The sequence below is a fragment of the Streptomyces sp. NPDC001515 genome, assembly GCF_053597115.1.
On record NZ_JBSFHN010000004.1, the window covers coordinates 206189 to 222578 of the forward strand.

15 protein-coding genes are annotated in these 16390 nt (G+C 71.7%); 8 read left to right on the plus strand and 7 right to left on the minus strand.

Annotated features, from left to right (window positions below; all coding sequences use genetic code 11):
* Window positions 1-17 precede the first annotated feature (17 nt).
* Complete coding sequence (locus ACWCXC_RS07485; protein WP_450681684.1) at window positions 18-785, plus strand: DUF6227 family protein; 768 nt, start codon at window positions 18-20, stop codon at window positions 783-785.
* Window positions 786-886: 101 nt separating this feature from the next.
* On the opposite strand, the gene ACWCXC_RS07490 is transcribed toward ACWCXC_RS07485, so the two are convergent.
* Window positions 887-2434, minus strand: a complete 1548-nt coding sequence (locus ACWCXC_RS07490; RefSeq protein WP_450887207.1) for an MFS transporter — start codon at window positions 2432-2434, stop codon at window positions 887-889.
* A gap of 62 nt (window positions 2435-2496) precedes the next feature.
* Between ACWCXC_RS07490 and ACWCXC_RS07495 the strand changes: the two genes are divergently transcribed.
* On the plus strand, window positions 2497-3465 hold the full coding sequence (locus tag ACWCXC_RS07495) for a helix-turn-helix transcriptional regulator (protein ID WP_450887209.1): 969 nt from the start codon (window positions 2497-2499) through the stop codon (window positions 3463-3465).
* A 236-nt stretch (window positions 3466-3701) separates the two neighbouring features.
* On the opposite strand, the gene ACWCXC_RS07500 is transcribed toward ACWCXC_RS07495, so the two are convergent.
* A complete protein-coding gene (locus ACWCXC_RS07500; protein WP_450681681.1) occupies window positions 3702-4700 on the minus strand; it encodes a sigma-70 family RNA polymerase sigma factor in 999 nt (332 codons plus the stop codon).
* Window positions 4701-4847: 147 nt separating this feature from the next.
* Between ACWCXC_RS07500 and ACWCXC_RS07505 the strand changes: the two genes are divergently transcribed.
* Both ACWCXC_RS07505 and ACWCXC_RS07510 read left to right on the plus strand, forming a co-directional pair.
* Window positions 4848-5402: an N-acetyltransferase family protein gene (locus ACWCXC_RS07505; protein WP_450681680.1), complete on the plus strand. Its 555-nt coding sequence runs from the start codon at window positions 4848-4850 to the stop codon at window positions 5400-5402.
* 71 nt (window positions 5403-5473) lie between these two features.
* Complete coding sequence (locus ACWCXC_RS07510) at window positions 5474-6517, plus strand: questin oxidase family protein (protein ID WP_450887212.1); 1044 nt, start codon at window positions 5474-5476, stop codon at window positions 6515-6517.
* Window positions 6518-6620: 103 nt separating this feature from the next.
* Here the strand turns inward: ACWCXC_RS07510 and ACWCXC_RS07515 are convergent, their stop codons facing one another.
* The gene (locus tag ACWCXC_RS07515; RefSeq protein ID WP_450681678.1) at window positions 6621-7403 is read right to left on the minus strand and encodes a dioxygenase family protein; all 783 of its coding nucleotides are present in this window, start codon (window positions 7401-7403) and stop codon (window positions 6621-6623) included.
* A gap of 154 nt (window positions 7404-7557) precedes the next feature.
* Here ACWCXC_RS07515 and ACWCXC_RS07520 point away from each other — a divergent pair, with 154 nt between their 5' ends.
* Window positions 7558-8082: a MarR family winged helix-turn-helix transcriptional regulator gene (locus ACWCXC_RS07520; RefSeq protein WP_450887214.1), complete on the plus strand. Its 525-nt coding sequence runs from the start codon at window positions 7558-7560 to the stop codon at window positions 8080-8082.
* Window positions 8083-8202: 120 nt separating this feature from the next.
* Here the strand turns inward: ACWCXC_RS07520 and ACWCXC_RS07525 are convergent, their stop codons facing one another.
* A complete protein-coding gene (locus ACWCXC_RS07525) occupies window positions 8203-9729 on the minus strand; it encodes an MFS transporter (RefSeq protein WP_450887216.1) in 1527 nt (508 codons plus the stop codon).
* Window positions 9730-9964: 235 nt separating this feature from the next.
* Window positions 9965-10627: a TetR/AcrR family transcriptional regulator gene (locus ACWCXC_RS07530; protein WP_450681675.1), complete on the minus strand. Its 663-nt coding sequence runs from the start codon at window positions 10625-10627 to the stop codon at window positions 9965-9967.
* Between the two features lie 360 nt (window positions 10628-10987).
* Between ACWCXC_RS07530 and ACWCXC_RS07535 the strand changes: the two genes are divergently transcribed.
* The gene (locus ACWCXC_RS07535) at window positions 10988-12265 is read left to right on the plus strand and encodes a M6 family metalloprotease domain-containing protein (RefSeq protein WP_450681674.1); all 1278 of its coding nucleotides are present in this window, start codon (window positions 10988-10990) and stop codon (window positions 12263-12265) included.
* A gap of 192 nt (window positions 12266-12457) precedes the next feature.
* Here ACWCXC_RS07535 and ACWCXC_RS07540 read toward each other — a convergent pair whose 3' ends face one another.
* Complete coding sequence (locus ACWCXC_RS07540) at window positions 12458-13564, minus strand: CU044_5270 family protein (RefSeq protein ID WP_450887219.1); 1107 nt, start codon at window positions 13562-13564, stop codon at window positions 12458-12460.
* A complete protein-coding gene (locus ACWCXC_RS07545) occupies window positions 13561-14187 on the minus strand; it encodes an RNA polymerase sigma factor (protein WP_450681672.1) in 627 nt (208 codons plus the stop codon). Before ACWCXC_RS07545 ends, ACWCXC_RS07540 begins: the two co-directional genes overlap by 4 nt.
* Window positions 14188-14362: 175 nt before the next feature.
* Here ACWCXC_RS07545 and ACWCXC_RS07550 point away from each other — a divergent pair, with 175 nt between their 5' ends.
* Both ACWCXC_RS07550 and ACWCXC_RS07555 read left to right on the plus strand, forming a co-directional pair.
* Window positions 14363-14986, plus strand: a complete 624-nt coding sequence (locus ACWCXC_RS07550) for a glyoxalase (RefSeq protein ID WP_450887221.1) — start codon at window positions 14363-14365, stop codon at window positions 14984-14986.
* Between the two features lie 329 nt (window positions 14987-15315).
* Window positions 15316-16056, plus strand: coding sequence for a VOC family protein (locus tag ACWCXC_RS07555; protein WP_450887223.1), 741 nt, complete (start codon window positions 15316-15318; stop codon window positions 16054-16056).
* Window positions 16057-16390: the final 334 nt, after the last annotated feature.

The window sequence follows — 16390 nt, forward strand, 5'->3', positions numbered from 1 at the left end:
GGCCTGGAGACAGCACCTTGAGCGATCCGTACGAGACTACCGAGCAGCACCTCGACCGACTCCTGCGACGGGCTCTCAACTCGTTCGACCTGCCCGACGGCACGGTCGACCGGCTCGGCACCGCGCTCGCCCACAGCAGCGCGCTGCACTCCTCGCACCACAGCGCGGCCCTGCACCGCGAGACCTACCGGCACACGTATCTGCTCGCCGACGGCTCCGCGATGACGCTGTGGGAGCTGGTGCACCAAGGTCCGCGCGCTCCCGGTCCGCGCTGCTGCGAGGGCCCGGACGACCGCCAGTACGAACTGTACGACGAGGAGGCCGACGTCCACGTCGCCGCGTCCCGGCTGGCCGGCGGCTTCAGCGAGGCCCCGCTCTTCGGGGACGACGGGCCGCAGGCCGATCTGGAGATCCTCACCGCCCTGATGGCGGCTCCCCCGGCCCCGCTGCCCCGGATGTACGCGCCGGACAACTCCGCCGACCACGCCCGGCGGGTGCTGCGCCGCGCGGAGAACCGCGACGTGCCGGGCGAGGAGACGGCCCGGCTGCTGCGGGCGGCCTTCGCGCACCACATCACGCAGATCTTCGGCCGGCAGTGCCGGGTCGACGGCCGGGACGCCGGCTTCACCCTGTACGAGCACGCCTTCCTGCTGCTCGACGGCAGCGAGACCAGCCTCTGGGAGGTCGAGCACACGGCGACACCCGACGGCCGCCACATGTGCGAGGTGTACGGCGACGAGGAGGCGGCCCGCTGCGCGATGGAGAGCCGTACGCGCATCTGCTGACGCCGCGCCTCGGAGCCGTACGCCCGCCGTCGGACACGGCGGTGCCCGCTCCCCCTGCGGGGTGCGGGCACCGTGGTCTCTTCCGTCCCGTTCCGCGCGGGTCAGTGGGTGAGCACCGGCTCCGCGGCGGGTGTCTCGGTCTCGTCGGCGGCCCCGGCGGCGTCGTCGCCGCCCTCCACGTGCTGCTTCGGCCGGGCCGGCAGCGCGAACATCAGCAGGAAGATCACGGCGAGCACACCGGCCACCCACCCGAGCGAGTGCTCGAAGGCGTCGGCGAACGCGGGGCCGATCTGCGGCGGCGCCAGCCGGTCACCGATCGACCCGAAGAAGACCACCGAGACGAGCGCGAGCCCGAGGGCGTTGCCCATCTGCTGCACGGTGTTGAACAGCCCGGACGCCGAACCGGAGTGCTCCTTCGGCACCTCGGAGAGCACCGCGTCGGCCAGCGGGGCGACGATCAGCCCCATGCCGACGCCCATCACGACCAGGGGCAGCGCCATCTGCCAGGACGTGATGCCCATCCCGTAGCGGTCGGACTCCCAGATGTAGATCAGCAGTCCGGCGATCATGAGGAGCGCTCCGGCCTGGAGGACCTTGCGGCCGTAGCGCGGCACGAGCTTCTGGACGGAGATGCCGGCGGCGGCGGAGACGGAGATGGAGAACGGGATGCCGGTGGTGCCGGCCCGCAGTGCGCTCCAGCCCAGCCCCTGCTGCATGTACAGCGTCCAGACCAGGAAGAAGATGCCGAGGCCGACGCCGAAGGTCAGCTGCACGGCGATGCCCGCGGCGAAGCTCTTGACCCGGAACAGCGACAGCTCGATCAGCGGCGACCCGGTCCGCGCGGCCCTGGCCCGCTCGAACACCACCAGGACGAGCAGGACCAGGACGCTGCCGCCCATCGACAGATAGCCCCACATCGGCCAGCCCAGCTCCTCGCCCCGGGTCAGCGGGTAGATCAGCATGAGCATCCCGAGCGTCACCAGCACCACACCGGTCAGGTCGAGGCGGAGCGCCCGGGGCGCCTTGGACTCGGTGATGAACAGCCGGCCCAGCACCAGTCCGGCGATGCCGACGGGCAGGTTGATCAGGAAGATCGGGCGCCATTCGAGGCCGGCGATGTTCCACTCGGTGAGCAGCGCGCCCAGCAGCGGGCCGGAGACCGCGCCGAGGCCGACAATCGCGCCGAAGAGGCCGAAGACCTTGCCGCGCTCGTGCGCGGGGAAGGTGGCGTGCACGATCGACAGCACCTGCGGGACCATCAGGGCGGCGGTGCCGCCCTGGAGGATGCGGGAGGCGACGAGCATCTCGGGGTTGGCGGCGAATCCGCAGAGGGCGGAGGCGAGCGTGAAGCCGGCGATGCCGATGAGGAAGATCCGCTTGCGGCCGTAGATGTCGCCGAGCCGGCCGCCGGTGATCAGCCCCGCGGCGAAGGCCAGGGCGTATCCGGCGGTGATCCACTGGATCGAGCTGAACGTGGCGCCGGTGTCCCGCTGGATGCTCGGGATGGCGATGTTGACGATCGTGACGTCGACCAGGTCCATGAAGGCGGCGGTCATGACGATGGCCAGGGCGAACCACCGGCGGCGGTCCGACGGGGCCGGGGACACCGTTCGGGCGTCCGCCGACGGCAGGGATGCGGAAGAAGTCATATGAGAAAGGTAAACAGGCAATAGGTCAGGTCGTGTCCCAATGGACGGGCATCCTGGGTGACATGACCGACACTCCGGCACGACTGCTGAATCTGCTGTCCCTGCTCCAGACGCCGCGCGAGTGGCCGGGCAGCGAACTCGCCGAGCGCCTCGACGTCAGCCCCCGCACCATCCGGCGCGACATCGACCGCCTGCGCGATCTGGGCTATCCCGTCGAGGCCTCGCGGGGCTCGGTCGGCGGCTACCGGCTGGTGGCCGGGGCGGCGATGCCCCCGCTGCTCCTGGACGACGAGGAGGCGGTGGCGATCGCGGTGGGCCTGCGGGCCGGGGCCGGGCACGCCATCGAGGGCGTCGACGAGGCGTCCGTACGGGCCCTGGCCAAACTGGAGCAGGTGCTGCCCTCGCGGCTGCGGCACCGGGTCTCCGTCCTGCAGAACGCGACGATGCCGCTGACCCGCGGCGACGGCTCGACGATCGACACGGCGACGCTGACCGTGATCGCCTCGGCGGTGACGGGGCGGGAGCGGCTGCGGTTCGCCTACCGCGCGGGCGACGGCGCCGAGACGCGGCGCCAGGTCGAGCCGTATCGGCTGGTGAGCACCGGATGGCGCTGGTATCTGGTGGCGTACGACCTGGAGCGCGCCGACTGGCGCACCTTCCGGGTCGACCGGGTGAGCGACCCGTTCGCCACGGGGGCGCGGTTCGCTCCCCGGGAGCTGCCGACCGGTGACGCGGCGAAGTACCTCAGCGCGTCGATGGCGCGGATGCAGCCGGAGCTGGCGATCGAGGTGAGCTTCGCGGCCCCGGCGGAGTTCGTCGCCTCGCGGCTGCCGCGGTCGATGGGGACGGTGGAACCGGAGGGCGAGCACGGCTGCCGGTTGCGGGCCACCGTCACGGACTCGCTGGAGTGGGTGGCGGTGCGGCTGGCGCTGGTGGACTGCGAATTCACCGCACACGCGCCGCCACAGCTGGTGACGTACCTCGAAGACCTGGGCGCCCGGCTCAGCCGCGCGGCGATTCCGACGCCCTGACCGGAGAGCCGGGCCGGAGAGCCGAGGCGGAGAGCCGAGGCGGAGAGCCGAGGCGGAGAGCCGGGGCGGAATAGGACCGGCCGTCCGATCCGAGATCCGGCCGGACATCGGGCCGGGAAGACGCTCGGCCGGGAAAGGGATGAGCCCCGGCGCCAGGGGGGGGGTGGGCGCCGGGACTCAGCTCAGGGGGGCCACGGTGGTGAAGCGGCCCAATTCGGAGGTTACTGGACGCGAGCTCACGCCGCAGCGTCAAAGCCCGTGTCGTGAGCCATTCGCTTCAGTTCGAGCAGGGCGTGCTTCTCTATCTGGCGGATCCGCTCGCGGGTGAGGCCGTGCTGCTTGCCCACCTCGGTCAGGGTCCGCTCGCGGCCGTCCTCGATCCCGTACCGCATGCGGATGATCGACGCGGTGCGCTGGTCGAGCTTGCCGATCAGCTCCTCCAGCTCCTCGCTGCGCAGCAGCGTCATCACGGACTGCTCGGGCGAGATCGCGGAGGTGTCCTCCAGGAGGTCGCCGAACTGCGTGTCGCCGTCGTCGTCCACGGACATGTTGAGGCTTACCGGGTCGCGGGCCCAGTCCAGGACGTCACCGACGCGCTCCGGGGTGGAGCCCAGCTCGGCGGCTATCTCCGCGTGCTCCGGGTCGCGCCCGTGCTCGCGGTTGAACTCGCGCGTCACCCGGCGGATCCGGCCGAGCTCCTCCACCAGGTGGACGGGGAGCCGGATGGTGCGGGACTGGTCGGCTATGGAACGGGTGATGGCCTGGCGGATCCACCACGTCGCGTACGTGGAGAACTTGAAGCCCTTCGCGTAGTCGAACTTCTCGACCGCGCGGACCAGGCCGGCGTTGCCCTCCTGGATCAGGTCGAGCAGGGGCAGCCCGGCCCTGGGGTAGCGGCGGGCGACGGCAACGACGAGCCGGAGGTTGGAACGGATGAAGATGTCCTTGGCGCGCTCGCCCTCGGCGACCAGCGCCTCCAGCTCCTCGCGCGAGGCACCGCCCGCGTCGCTCTCCACCTCCTTGTCGAGGATCTGCCGGGCGTAGACGCCCGCCTCGACGGCCTGCGAGAGCTCGACCTCTTTCGCTGCGTCGAGCAGGGGCGTCCGCGCGATCTCGTCCAGGTACATGCCGACCAGGTCGCGATCGGCGATCTCCCCGCCTGTGGCGCGAACACTGCTTGCCCGGTCGGTCCCGCCGGTGGCGGACGAACGTCGGGCGACGGCACGGGTTGCCATGCGTGCTCCCTTGCTGAGTAGGTCGCGACACCCTTTCGGGTGCCCTGCATCCGATGGAAACAACGACTGGAATCCGGACAGAATTCCCATGACCGGCATGGAATTTCGCGATCATGCAGTACCCTGTCCCGCCGACCAGGAGGACACATGGCGATATCGGACGCGGATCCGCAGGTCAGACCGGTCGTGGAGAGCGATCTGCCGGCGCTGACGGACATCTACAACCACTACGTCAGTGAGACGGCCGTCACCTTCGACACCGTCCCCTTCACCCCCGAGCAACGGCTGTCCTGGCTGCGCTCGCGCGCCGGGGACGGACCGCACCGCCTCCTGGTCGCCCTGGAGGCCGGGGGTACGGAGGAAACGAGCGGGGCGGGCCCCCGGTTCCTGGGGTACGCCACCAGCAGCCCGTTCCGCGCCAAGCCCGCCTACTCCACCTCCGTGGAGGTGAGCGTCTACTGCGCGCCCGACGCCGTGGGCCGGGGCGTCGGCTCGCTCCTCTACACGGCGCTCTTCGAGGCCCTGGCCGGGCAGGACCTGCATCGCGCGTACGCCGGGATCGCCCTGCCCAACGCGGCCTCGGTCGGGCTGCACGAGCGCTTCGGCTTCCGCCACGTCGGCACGTACGAGGAGGTCGGCCGGAAGTTCGGCCGGTACTGGGACGTCGCCTGGTACGAGAAGCGCCTGCGACCGGGGACCTAGTCCCCCGAGCCCGCCCGGCCGGGACCACGGTCCGTTCCGGGACCCCGGTCCGGTGCCTAGCGTGGGGTGACATGAACCTCACACAGAGCAGCACGCCGACCGACGCCTCCGGAACCCTGGACGAGGCGCTGGAGCGCCTTCACTCCTTCGGCCCCGAGCGGGACGGCTGGCTGAGCAACCACGCCCCGATGGCGGTGGAGGCACTGGTGCGCCACGGCCGGGCGCCGGGGGTGCACCGCTGGATCGACCACTACCGGGACCGGCTGGAGGACATGCCCGAGCGGTTCGCCGAGGTGACCCCCGAGAACTGGGCGGAGGCGATGGGCGACCCCCGGCGCATCGCCGACTGGACGCGGTTCTTCGTCCGCGAGACGGCGGAGCGCCCCTGGCGGGCGGTCCTCGCGGAATGGTGGCCCCGGCTGCTGCCGGGCATCGCGGCCGGGGCCACCCATCCGGTGATCCGGGTCGGCCACGCCGTACGCACCCTGCTGGACACCGAGGAGAACGCGCCGCGCGTCGCCGAACTGGCCCACGGCCTCGGCTACTGGGCGGCCCGCCACCAGCCGCTGCCCGACCTGTCCGCGCAGGCTCCGGCGGCCGACGCCGCCGCCGCGCTGGACGCCGTGGAGCGGGTCCCCGACCAGAGCGGCGGCATCCGGGCCCGGCTGGGGCAGCTCACCGCGTTCCCGGTCTGGCCCGACCGGGCGGTGACCGGGCCCGACGCCGCCCGGGGGCGGCTGGAGGAGCTGGTGCGCGCCGCGACGCACCGCTACGAGACGTACGGCTACGGGGAGCCGACCATGCTGGTGCACGCCGCGACGGCACCCAACGCGGTGCTGCGCACCCTGCCCGCCCTCCCCGGCGAGCTGTGGGCGCCCAGCCTGGAGGCGGCCTGGGCGGCGAGCGCGGCGGTGACGGCCGCCTATGCGCCGCGGCGGCCCCAGGAGCCGGTCGCCGCGGGGGCGGTGCCGACGGCCGAGGAAGTGTTCGCCCGAGCGGCCGCCCACGGCGACGACCACACGATCAAGTTCACCGACACGGCGCTGGACGTCGGTGACCCGCGCGCCCTGGCCGCCGCGCTCCGCTCGGTGGAGATGAACACGCCGACCCTGTGACCTCGACGGGACGCCCGCCCCCGCTGCCCGCTCCCCGCCCCCGCGTCCGGTTCGCCCGGCCGGGGGCGGGGGCGGAGGCAGGGGCGGTTGCGCGGCGCGCGTGTCAGCCGTACTGCAGCGAGCGCTTGGCCAGGCCCATCCAGAAGCCGTCGATCATGCTGCGCCCCTGGTCCAGTTCCTGTTCGGCGGCGCCGAGGGTGACGAAGAGCGGGGCGAAATGCTCGGTACGCGGGTGGGCGAGCCGGCCCGCCGGGGACTTGTTCTCGAAGTCCAGCAGGGCATCGATGTCCTGCTCCTGGAGCGCCCGGTGGCCCCAGTCGTCGAACTCCGCCGACCAGCCGGGGGTGCCGCCGCCGGTGTGCCGCAGCGCGGCGAGGTTGTGGGTGAAGAAGCCGCTGCCGACGATCAGGACGCCTTCGTCGCGCAGGGGGGCGAGCTTGCGCCCGATGTCCATCAGCTTCTGCGGGTCCAGCGTCGGCATGGAGATCTGGAGGACCGGGATGTCGGCCTCGGGGAACATCTCGACGAGCGGGACATACGCCCCGTGGTCCAGGCCCCGGTCCGGGATGTCCTGCACCGGCGTACCGGCGCCGCGCAGCAGCTTGCGGACGCTCTCGGCGAGGGCGGGGGCGCCCGGGGCGGCGTACCGCACCCGGTAGTAGTGCTCGGGGAAGCCCCAGAAGTCGTAGACCAGCGGGACGGTCTCGGTGGCGCCCAGGGCCAGCGGGGCCTCCTCCCAGTGGGCGGAGACCATGAGGATCGCGGTGGGGCGCGGCAGTCCGGCCGACCAGGCGGCCAGCTCACCCGGCCAGACCGGGTCGTCGGCCAGCGGCGGGGCGCCGTGCGAGAGATAGAGGGCGGGCATGCGCTCCGCGGTGACTGTCATGACACTCCCCATCCGCTGCTACTCAAGGTAAGTCTTCTTCTGGGCGTCGAGGTTCAGAAGGAAGCCTTCGGAAGGAACTGTTCTTTAATCTTCAAGTTCCTACCTTCGGAGACCTTAGCTCTATCTAGTTCAACTTTCAAGAAAAGGTCGTACAGTGGAGCACATGACCACGGCAACCACGGCATCCACCGGTGAGCAGCCGCGCTGGCTCACCGATGAAGAGCAGGGCGTCTGGAGCGCGTACCTCCATGCCACCACGCTGCTGGAGGACCACCTCGACCGCCAGTTGCAGCGCGATGCCGGCATGCCGCACATCTACTACGGGCTGCTGGTCCAGCTCTCCCGGGCGCCGCGCCACCAGAAGCGGATGACCGAGCTGGCCAAGGACGCCAAGATCACCCGCTCCCGGCTCTCGCACGCCGTCGCCCGGCTGGAGAAGAGCGGCTGGGTCCGCCGCGAGAACTGTCCGTCCGACAAGCGCGGCCAGAACGCCGTCCTCACCCAGGAGGGTTACGAGATGCTGCGCCGCTCGGCCCCGGGACACGTCGGCGCCGTCCGCCAGGCCCTGTTCGACCGGCTCACCCCCGAGCAGATGCGTTCGCTCGGCGAGATCATGCGGGCCGTGGCCTCCGGACTGGAACCGGAGGGCACGGACGCCGACCTGCCCTGGCTGCGCTGACTCCGTACGGCCTGCGGAGTCCGTGCGTCTTTCTTCCGCCGTCCGCCGTCTGCGGGCAGACCTCCGCCCCGGTCCCGTGGGTACGGAACCGGGGCGGAGTCACGTCCGGGCGGGGCCGGGTCAGTGGGCGACGACCGGGACCCTGACCTCGTCCTCGGCGCCCTCGGCGCTGCCGGAACCGGCGGGGGTGACCGTCGCATCCGGGCGGCCGGCGTTGACGAAGGTCACGGCGATGGCGGCGGAGACCACCAGGATGCCGACGGCCCACCAGATGGCTCCGGTGAAGCCGTGCACCATCGACTGGAGCTTCAGCAGCTCCGGGTCGGTGGCTCCGAGGGTGGCGTGCGAGGTGGCGTACGCCGTGGCGGCGGAGGCGGCGATGGTGTTCAGCAGCGCCGTACCGATGGCGCCGCCGATCTGCTGCGAGGTGTTGATCATCGCGGAGGCCACACCGGCGTCCCGCGCCTGGACCCCGTGGGTGGCCAGCGACATGGCCGGCATGAACGCCGTACCCATGCCCAGACCCATCAGCAGCTGGCCCGGCAGGATGACCGCCGCGTACGAGGAGTCGACCTGGAGCTGGGTGAGGACCAGCATGCCGACGGCGGCGGTGAGGAAGCCGGGGCCCATCAGCAGCCGGGCCGGGACCCGGGTCATCAGCCGGGCGCCGATCTGCGTCGAACCGGTGATCATGCCGACGATCATCGGCATGAAGGCGAAGCCGGTCCTGATCGGGGAGTAGCCCTTGACGACCTGGAGGTAGTACGTGAGGAACAGGAACAGGCCGAACATCGCGATCACGGCCAGGCCGAGCGAGAGGTAGACCCCGCCCCGGTTGCGGTCCATGACCACGCGCAGCGGCAGCAGCGGCGACTTCACCCGGGACTCGGTGAGGACGAAGGCGAGCAGCAGCACGGCGGAGGCGACGAACATGCCGATCGTCACCGCGTCCGACCAGCCGCTGGACTCGGCGCGGGTGAACCCGTACACCAGCGAGACCAGACCCAGCGCCGAGAGGACGACGCCCGGGATGTCGAGCGAGGAGCGGTTGCGGCTGCCGGCCGGCTCACGGATCACGAAGTACGCGCCGAGGGCGGCGACGATCGCGAACGGGATGTTGACGAAGAACGTCCAGCGCCAGTTCAGCGCCTGGGTGAGGAAGCCGCCCAGGATGAGACCGACGGCGCCGCCGCCACCGGCGATCGCGCCGTAGATGCCGAACGCCTTGGCACGCTCCTTGGCATCGGTGAACATCACGGCCAGCAGGGAGAGCGCGGCCGGGGCCAGCAGGGCGCCGAACACGCCCTGGAGGGCGCGGGAGCCGAAGAGCATGGCCTGGTTCTGCGCGGCGCCGCCGAGCGCGGAGGCCAGCGCGAAGCCGATCAGTCCGACGACGAAGGTGCGCTTGCGGCCCCAGAGGTCGGCGATGCGGCCGCCGAAGAGCAGCAGCCCGCCGAACGCGAGGGCGTAGGCCGTGATGACCCACTGCTTGTTGGCGTCGGTGATGCCGAGGTCCGTCTGGGCGTGCGGCAGCGCGATGTTCACGATGGTGGCGTCGAGCACGACCATCAACTGGGCGAGGGCGATGAACGCCAGCGCCTTCCAGCGACTGGGGTCCGGGAGTCGGGTATCAGCTGTTTTTGACATGGGAGTAGCCACCTAAGGACGCGCGGAGGCGCGCGGGATCGTGAACCGTGGTCCGGTGCGGACGTGAGGGGCCCGGGGCATGGCCGGGTGAGGGCTCGGGGCGGACGCCCGTCGGAGAACGGGCGCGAGAACGCAATGAGGGAGGGTGTAAGGGCGGGCGGGTCGGGAAGGGAGCGCAGGTGATCGAGGCGGGGCGGGGGCGCGGCCGGGTCCCGTCGGGGGCCCGGCGCGGGCGTCAGGTCCGTCGCCTCAGGTCCTCCAAGGTCGCCGCCGTTCCGGGCAGTTCGGACCGGGCCGGAGCCTCCAGTCCGTCCAGGAACAGCTGGATGTGGCGGTGGGTGAACCGGTCGATGTTCGGGCAGGCGATGCCCGGCAGCGGCCGGGTGAGCTGGGAAAGGACGACCAGGACGTCACCGACGGCGATGTCGGCACGCAGGCGTCCCGCGGACTGGGCGCGCTCGACGAGTCCTTCGACGGCCTCTTCGAGGCGCCGGCGCTCGGCGAGCAGTTCGGGGTGGTCCTTGTCGAAGCCGCCGGACAGCATGGGGCACAGCGCCCCGATGCGTTCGTCGGCCGCTTCGTGCACGAAGCGGCTGAGCGCGGCGAAGGGGTCCCGCTCCTGACGCGCGGCCTCGTCGGCGCGGTCGGTGGTGCGTGAGGTGACCGCGAGGACGACCTCGTGCGTCAGAGCGGCCCGGTCGGGGAAGTTCCGGTAGAGCGTCGCGTTGCCGACACCCGCACGGCGGGCGACCTCGTCGAGCGGCACGTCCGGCCCGAACTCGACGAACATCTCCCGCGCGGCCGTCACGATCCGCTCCCGGTTGCGCAGCGCGTCGGCCCTCGGTCGGGGCGTACGCGGCCGCGCGCTCCCGGACGCGGTAGGTGCGACGGTCTCCACGGCGATGCTCCCTCTTCTTCCCGTTCTCCGGACCGGGCCGGAACCCCGGCCTCGGCTTCGGCTTCGGACCTCGTGGCCGGATGGACCACGGCGGTCATGTGGACGGTCCGTCCGGATAACCGGGGACCGCCTCCCCGTTTCGCGGGGACACCGATGCAAACGGGGAAAGGATCCCCGGTTATTTCACCCCGTGATGTGACCTGTGCCACACCCCATGGCCGCTTCCGCACGCCACGCCCCACCCCGCGAAAAACCCACCGAACGGCGCACCCAACGCGCGCCGCCGCACCACCCGCCCGAGGCTGATCGACAGAGCGCAGTCAGGGGTCGGCCGGCTGCCGCGGACCCGAAGGCGCCTCTATGCAGCAGCCCCGCCACCGGATACGCAGACACCGCCACCCCCTTGCTCTCGGGGCGGCAACAGCCCTGGTCATCGCCACACTGGCCTCGGCCAGCAGCACCCTTCCGCTGCCCAGTCACGCTTCGGCGGGCCCCCTGACGAGCGCCCAGGCCGCAGGGCTCGGACCGTGCCGGATATCGGCGGCGACGGGGGTCCAGATGTCGGAGGGCATGCCCACCCAGCCGGGCTACGCCCGCTCCACCGGCCGCATCCACGCCCTGAACCTGATGATCGACTTCCCGGACGCCCCGGGAGCGGAACCGGCCCTGGACCGGCTCGCCGAGTTCTTCCCCCAGACCACCGACTGGTTCCGGACCAGCTCCTACGGGCGGCTCACCTACGTACCCGAAGCGCCGGTGAAGAGCTGGCTGCGGATGCCGCTGCCGTTCGCCGACTACGGCATCGAGCGGGGTTCACCGTACGAGCCGGGCTACCGCCATCTCGTCCAGGACATCGTCGCCGCCGCCGATCCGAAGGTGGACTTCCGCGCCTACGACCTGGTCAACATCCTGGTCACCCCGAACGCCGGCCCCTCCGCGCTGGACACCGTCCTGTCGGTGACGTTCTCCGGCAACGACGACGCCCCCTACGCCGACGGCGTCCCGCTCTCCAACACGTCCTTCGTCTACAGCCGCCAGGACGACGGCTCGGGCTCCTTCCCCCAGACCGGCTTCCGCGTCCTGCCGCACGAGAACGGCCATGTCTTCGGTCTTCCCGACCTCTACACCATGGAGGGCGGCGGCTCGGTCGGGCACTGGGACATCATGTCCGAGGACTGGGGCGCCAACAACGACCTCCTGGGCTGGCACAAGTGGAAGCTGGGCTGGCTCGACAACGACCAGATCAGCTGCTCGGCCCGGCCCGGCACCAGCGAACACGTCCTGGAGCCGCTGGCCACGCGCGGCGGCACGAAGCTCGCCTTCGTCCCGCTGACCGCCGAGTCCGGGTACGCGGTCGAGGTGCGCACCCAGGCCGGGAACGACCAGGAGGTCTGCCGGCCCGGTGTGCTGATCTACAAGGTCAACTCGGACGTCGACACCGGCCAGGGCCCCGTCTCCGTCGCGGACAGCACCGAGGACAGCGGCGGCTGCACCCGGCTGCCCAACGTCCACGCCGAACTGTCCGACGCCCCGTTCCAGCCCGGCCAGACCTTCACCGACCGGGCCAACGGCATCCGGATCTCGGTGGTCGACAAGGACGGCGAGGGCGACTACCGGGTGCGGGTCACGCGGTCCTGACCGCGGAGGCGGTTCCCGGAGTCCGCCTTTCGGGGCCCCCGGGGGCCGCCCCTGAGGCCGCCCCTCGGGACCGGGCCCGGCCTGCGGGCCGGGCTTGGGGGCCGGGCCTGGGGGCCGGGTCCGGGGGCCGGGCCCGGACCTTCTCTCGAACACCGCCTCCGAGGCCGTCTCCCGGGCCCCGCCGCCCTGCCGCTACACGCGGTCTACGCCGGGCACCGCCTTCATCGTGTCGACGACGGACCGCTCGGTGATCGCCGTGCGCGCGGTGACCGTACCGGCGGCTATGCCGTTTGCCGCACGCACCTGGACGGTGCGCTCACCGAGGTAGGTGAAGGACGCGCTGTCGAAGATCCACTCCGTGCGTTCCCCACTGCTCTCGTCGACGCGCGCGATCGCCACGCCGTTCCTTCCCACCGCGTCCTTGGCCTCGTCGACCAGAACCACACCGGGGATCTTCGCGGCGGCCCGGTAGAGCGCCGAGGCCAGCTCGGGCGTCATCAACTGCTCGCGCACCAGGTCGCCTATGGTCGTGAACGCCTCCTGATACTTCCCGTTGCCCTGGCCTCGCGTCTCGGCGTAGATCTTCCTCAGCAGCGCGTCCGGGTCGGCCGGCAGGCTCTTCAGGTAGTCGTAGCTCGGCGCGGCCAGATGCGGGGGCGTATCGCTGTCGAGGTCCATGCCCGCCTCGGACGTCGTCCCGTTGCCCGGCTCGATCAGCCAGCCCCTGTGGCCGTCCGGCGAAAGCCACACCTCGCGCGGATGCAGCTTCTGCACCCAGGTGCGGGTCTTCTTCGTCCTCATATCGGTCTCCATGGAGAGCCACGAGACCTGGCTGCGGATGTAGATGAACTGGTCCGCAGCCGGCACCGGCTGCTTCTCCTTGCCGGCGGCAGCCGAGATCCGGTCCACCGCGCTGCCCAGGCCCCGGGTCGTCCCGGGCACCACCCGCACCACGGGCGCGGGCACCATCGCCCGCAGCGTGGTGTCGGCCTCCGCCGGCCCCTGGCCGAGATGCCCGAGGCCCACCACTCCGGCGATCACCGTCATCGTGGCCGCGGCGGCCACACCGACCAGCAGGGCCCTGCGGCGCGGCCGGCGCGCGGGGCGCGGCTCCCCGGCCATGTCCCCCGCCCAGTCCCGGGACTCCCGCAGCCGGTGCTGCTGGATCTCGTTCATCATGTGCTCCTCCAGGGCCGTCATACGGCCGCGAGGAAGCACGGGGTCTCCCGGACCCGGCAGCAGTCCGGACAGCTCCACATGGTCGATCGGCTCCTGCCGCCGCCAGGGGGTGCGCATCATCGGCCACTCTCCTCGTTCGACCGGACCGCGGCGATGCGGTCACCCTGTACTTGTCCGGGCACCACAGCCGGTTCCCACCTTTTTCGCGCGCTCCGCAGCTCCCCGTCCGTGAGCGCGCGCAGCCGCTTCCGCGCCCGCGACAGCCGCGAGCGCACCGTCCCCACGGGCACGCCCAGCGCCTCGGCCGCCTCCGCGTACCCCAGGCCCGACCAGACGCAGAGCGTGAACACCTCGCGCTCGGAGCGGCGCAGGGCGCCCAGCGCCTTCTTCGCGGCGGCCAGTTCCTCCGCGTCCGCCATCCGCCCGACCAACTCGTCGGCGAAATCGGGCAGCACGTCCCCGCGCGGTATCCCGGCCAGCGCCCGGTCGTGCCGCCGGGCCGCACGGCCGGTGTTGCGCAGCACGTTGACCGCGATGCCCATGAGCCACGGTCTGGGCGTCTCGCCCTCGTCCCGCAGCTTCTCCCGCAGCCGCCACGCCTCCAGGAAGGTCAGCGACACGACGTCCTCCGCCATGGCCCAGTCCCCCGAACTCCGCACGGCATGCCGGTAGACGAGCTGCGCGTAGTCACGGAAGAGCTCCCTGAAGGCTTCCGGATCCCCCGCGCGAATGCGGGCATGCATCGAGTAGTTCACATCCTGACTTGTCCGCGCGACCGGCCCGGTTCCCGTGACCCACGTCACATCACTCCGGCGGTGCGGGCCGGTCCCTCCCCCTCCGGCACCGCGCGGGCACCCTTCCGCAAGCGGTCAGGAATCGAGAAGCCCCGGTGGCCGCCGCCTCATTAGCGTGAAGCACATGACCTCCATCGCAGCTCTCGTCCTTGAGGTGGCCGACACCGCCGCCGCCCATCGCTTCTACACCGCCCTCGGTCTCGCCGACCGTGTCCGGCTCCGCGAATCCACCGAACCCACCAGCGGATTCCGCGGGTTCTCGCTCTCCCTCACGGTGCCCTCCCCGGCCGACGTCCGGCACTTCGTGGACGCAGCGGTCGACGCCGGAGCCACCACGCTGAAGCCCGCGACCAAGTCCTTCTGGGGCTACGGCGGGGTGGTCCGGGCCCCCGACGGCACCATCTGGAAGATCGCCACGTCCAACAAGAAGGACACCGTCCCCGCCACCGGAGAGATCGAGCAGATGGTGCTCCTGCTGGGCGCCTCCAACGTGACCGCGACGAAGAAGTTCTACCTCGCGCACGGTCTGACCGTCGCCAAGAGCTTCGGCAGCAAGTACGTCGAGTTCGACACCCAGGACGGCCCCGTCAAGCTCGCGCTGTACGGACGCCGCGCCCTGGCCAAGGACGTCGGCGTCCCCGTCGACGGCAGCGGTTCCCACCGCATCGCCCTCGCCTCCGACGCGGGCCCGTTCACCGACCCGGACGGATTCGGCTGGGAGGCCGCACCCGTGACGGCGGCCTCCTGAGCCCGCTGCCCGTCAGCCCCGTGAAGACCGCCTCCCCGCCACCTCCGGGCCGAGCCCGCGCGCGATCCCGAAGAGCAGCGGGATGCGGTCGCCTCCCCGGTACATCCGGCAGGACACGGTCCGCGGCCCGGGGGACAGCGGTGCCGCCCGTGTGCGGGCCCCGGACCCCCGCACGCCGAGGTCGAGCGGCCGATCACCGACGGAAGGCTCGTTTCGGCCGTCCGACCGGGCGGCCGGCTCTCGGACGGCTTCGCCGTCACACTCAAGCGCCGAGCTCCCGTCGGCGGTGAACTCGGGCCCTCCGTAGGACGGTCGGTAGCATCAGCGGCATGGCGCTGCGACCCGCTCACCTGATCATCAAGGCACGTGACCCCGCCGCGCTCGGCGAATTCTGGGCGGAGGCGCTCGGCTGGGAGGCCCACCACCCCGGCGTGACCACCTACGTCGGTCCGCCCGGCGGTCTGGTCTGGCCGCACCCGGTGGCCGTCGGCCTCGACGCCGTTCCGGTTCCGGAGGCCAAAACGGCCGTGAAGAACCGTACGCACCTCGATCTCGCCACCGAATCCGCGGCCCATCAGGCGGAACTGGTCGCACGGTTGAGGGCGCTCGGCGCGACACCCGCCGACGTGGGTCAGGGCGAGGTGCCGTGGACCGTGCTCGCGGACCCGGAGGGCAACGAGTTCTGTGTGCGCGAGCCCCGCGAGACCCACCGGGACACCGGTCCGGTCGCCTCGGTGGTGGTCGACTGCCTGGATCCCCGGGCCATGGCCCGGTTCTGGGGCGAGGCGACGAACTGGACCCCGCACGAGGTGACCGACGAGCACGCGCTGCTGCGCTCCGCACGCGGTGTCGGCCCGTACTTCACCTTCCTGCGCACGCCCGGCGCGAAGACCGTGCCGGACCGCCTCCACCTCGACGTGCTTCCGCACCCGGGGGACGACAGGGAACGGGAGGTGGCCCGGGTGCGGGCCCTCGGCGCCCGCGATCTCGATGTCGGCCAGGGAGACGTCCCGTGGACCTGCCTGACGGACCCCGAGGGCCATGAGTTCTGCGTTCTCGCCCTGCCCTGAGGCCGTTGCCGCCGTAGGAGCGGCGGACGGCCCCGACCGGGCACGGCTCGCCCCGCCCGTTCGTGCCCACGACGACCACCACGTCCGCCGCCCGGGGCACCCGTGACACCACCGAAGAACGCCGCTCCCGTCAACCTCGTCGGCCACGGCGCTCGGCACCACCTACTATCCAAGACCTGACACGGACGCCCATCCGCTACCCTGTTCCCTGGTCGGCCATTGGCGTGGCCCTTGTCGGGCAGCGATGCCGCTCATCAGGGTCCACACGGCGCCCGACCAGCGGGCTTGGCTTCCTTGCCGAAGATCCACTTGCTGGGTCGTCTCCAAGGTTCTC

Excerpts from the sequence above, each read along its gene's own strand:
- ACWCXC_RS07490 (WP_450887207.1), bottom strand. The coding sequence starts at position 2,434 with ATGACTTCTTCCGCATCCCTGCCGTCGGCGGACGCCCGAACGGTGTCC.
- ACWCXC_RS07495 (WP_450887209.1), top strand. The coding sequence starts at position 2,497 with ATGACCGACACTCCGGCACGACTGCTGAATCTGCTGTCCCTGCTCCAG.
- ACWCXC_RS07500 (WP_450681681.1), bottom strand. The coding sequence starts at position 4,700 with ATGGCAACCCGTGCCGTCGCCCGACGTTCGTCCGCCACCGGCGGGACC.
- ACWCXC_RS07505 (WP_450681680.1), top strand. The coding sequence starts at position 4,848 with ATGGCGATATCGGACGCGGATCCGCAGGTCAGACCGGTCGTGGAGAGC.
- ACWCXC_RS07510 (WP_450887212.1), top strand. The coding sequence starts at position 5,474 with ATGAACCTCACACAGAGCAGCACGCCGACCGACGCCTCCGGAACCCTG.
- ACWCXC_RS07515 (WP_450681678.1), bottom strand. The coding sequence starts at position 7,403 with ATGACAGTCACCGCGGAGCGCATGCCCGCCCTCTATCTCTCGCACGGC.
- ACWCXC_RS07525 (WP_450887216.1), bottom strand. The coding sequence starts at position 9,729 with ATGTCAAAAACAGCTGATACCCGACTCCCGGACCCCAGTCGCTGGAAG.
- ACWCXC_RS07535 (WP_450681674.1), top strand. The coding sequence starts at position 10,988 with ATGCAGCAGCCCCGCCACCGGATACGCAGACACCGCCACCCCCTTGCT.
- ACWCXC_RS07540 (WP_450887219.1), bottom strand. The coding sequence starts at position 13,564 with ATGATGCGCACCCCCTGGCGGCGGCAGGAGCCGATCGACCATGTGGAG.
- ACWCXC_RS07545 (WP_450681672.1), bottom strand. The coding sequence starts at position 14,187 with ATGCATGCCCGCATTCGCGCGGGGGATCCGGAAGCCTTCAGGGAGCTC.
- ACWCXC_RS07550 (WP_450887221.1), top strand. The coding sequence starts at position 14,363 with ATGACCTCCATCGCAGCTCTCGTCCTTGAGGTGGCCGACACCGCCGCC.
- ACWCXC_RS07555 (WP_450887223.1), top strand. The coding sequence starts at position 15,316 with ATGGCGCTGCGACCCGCTCACCTGATCATCAAGGCACGTGACCCCGCC.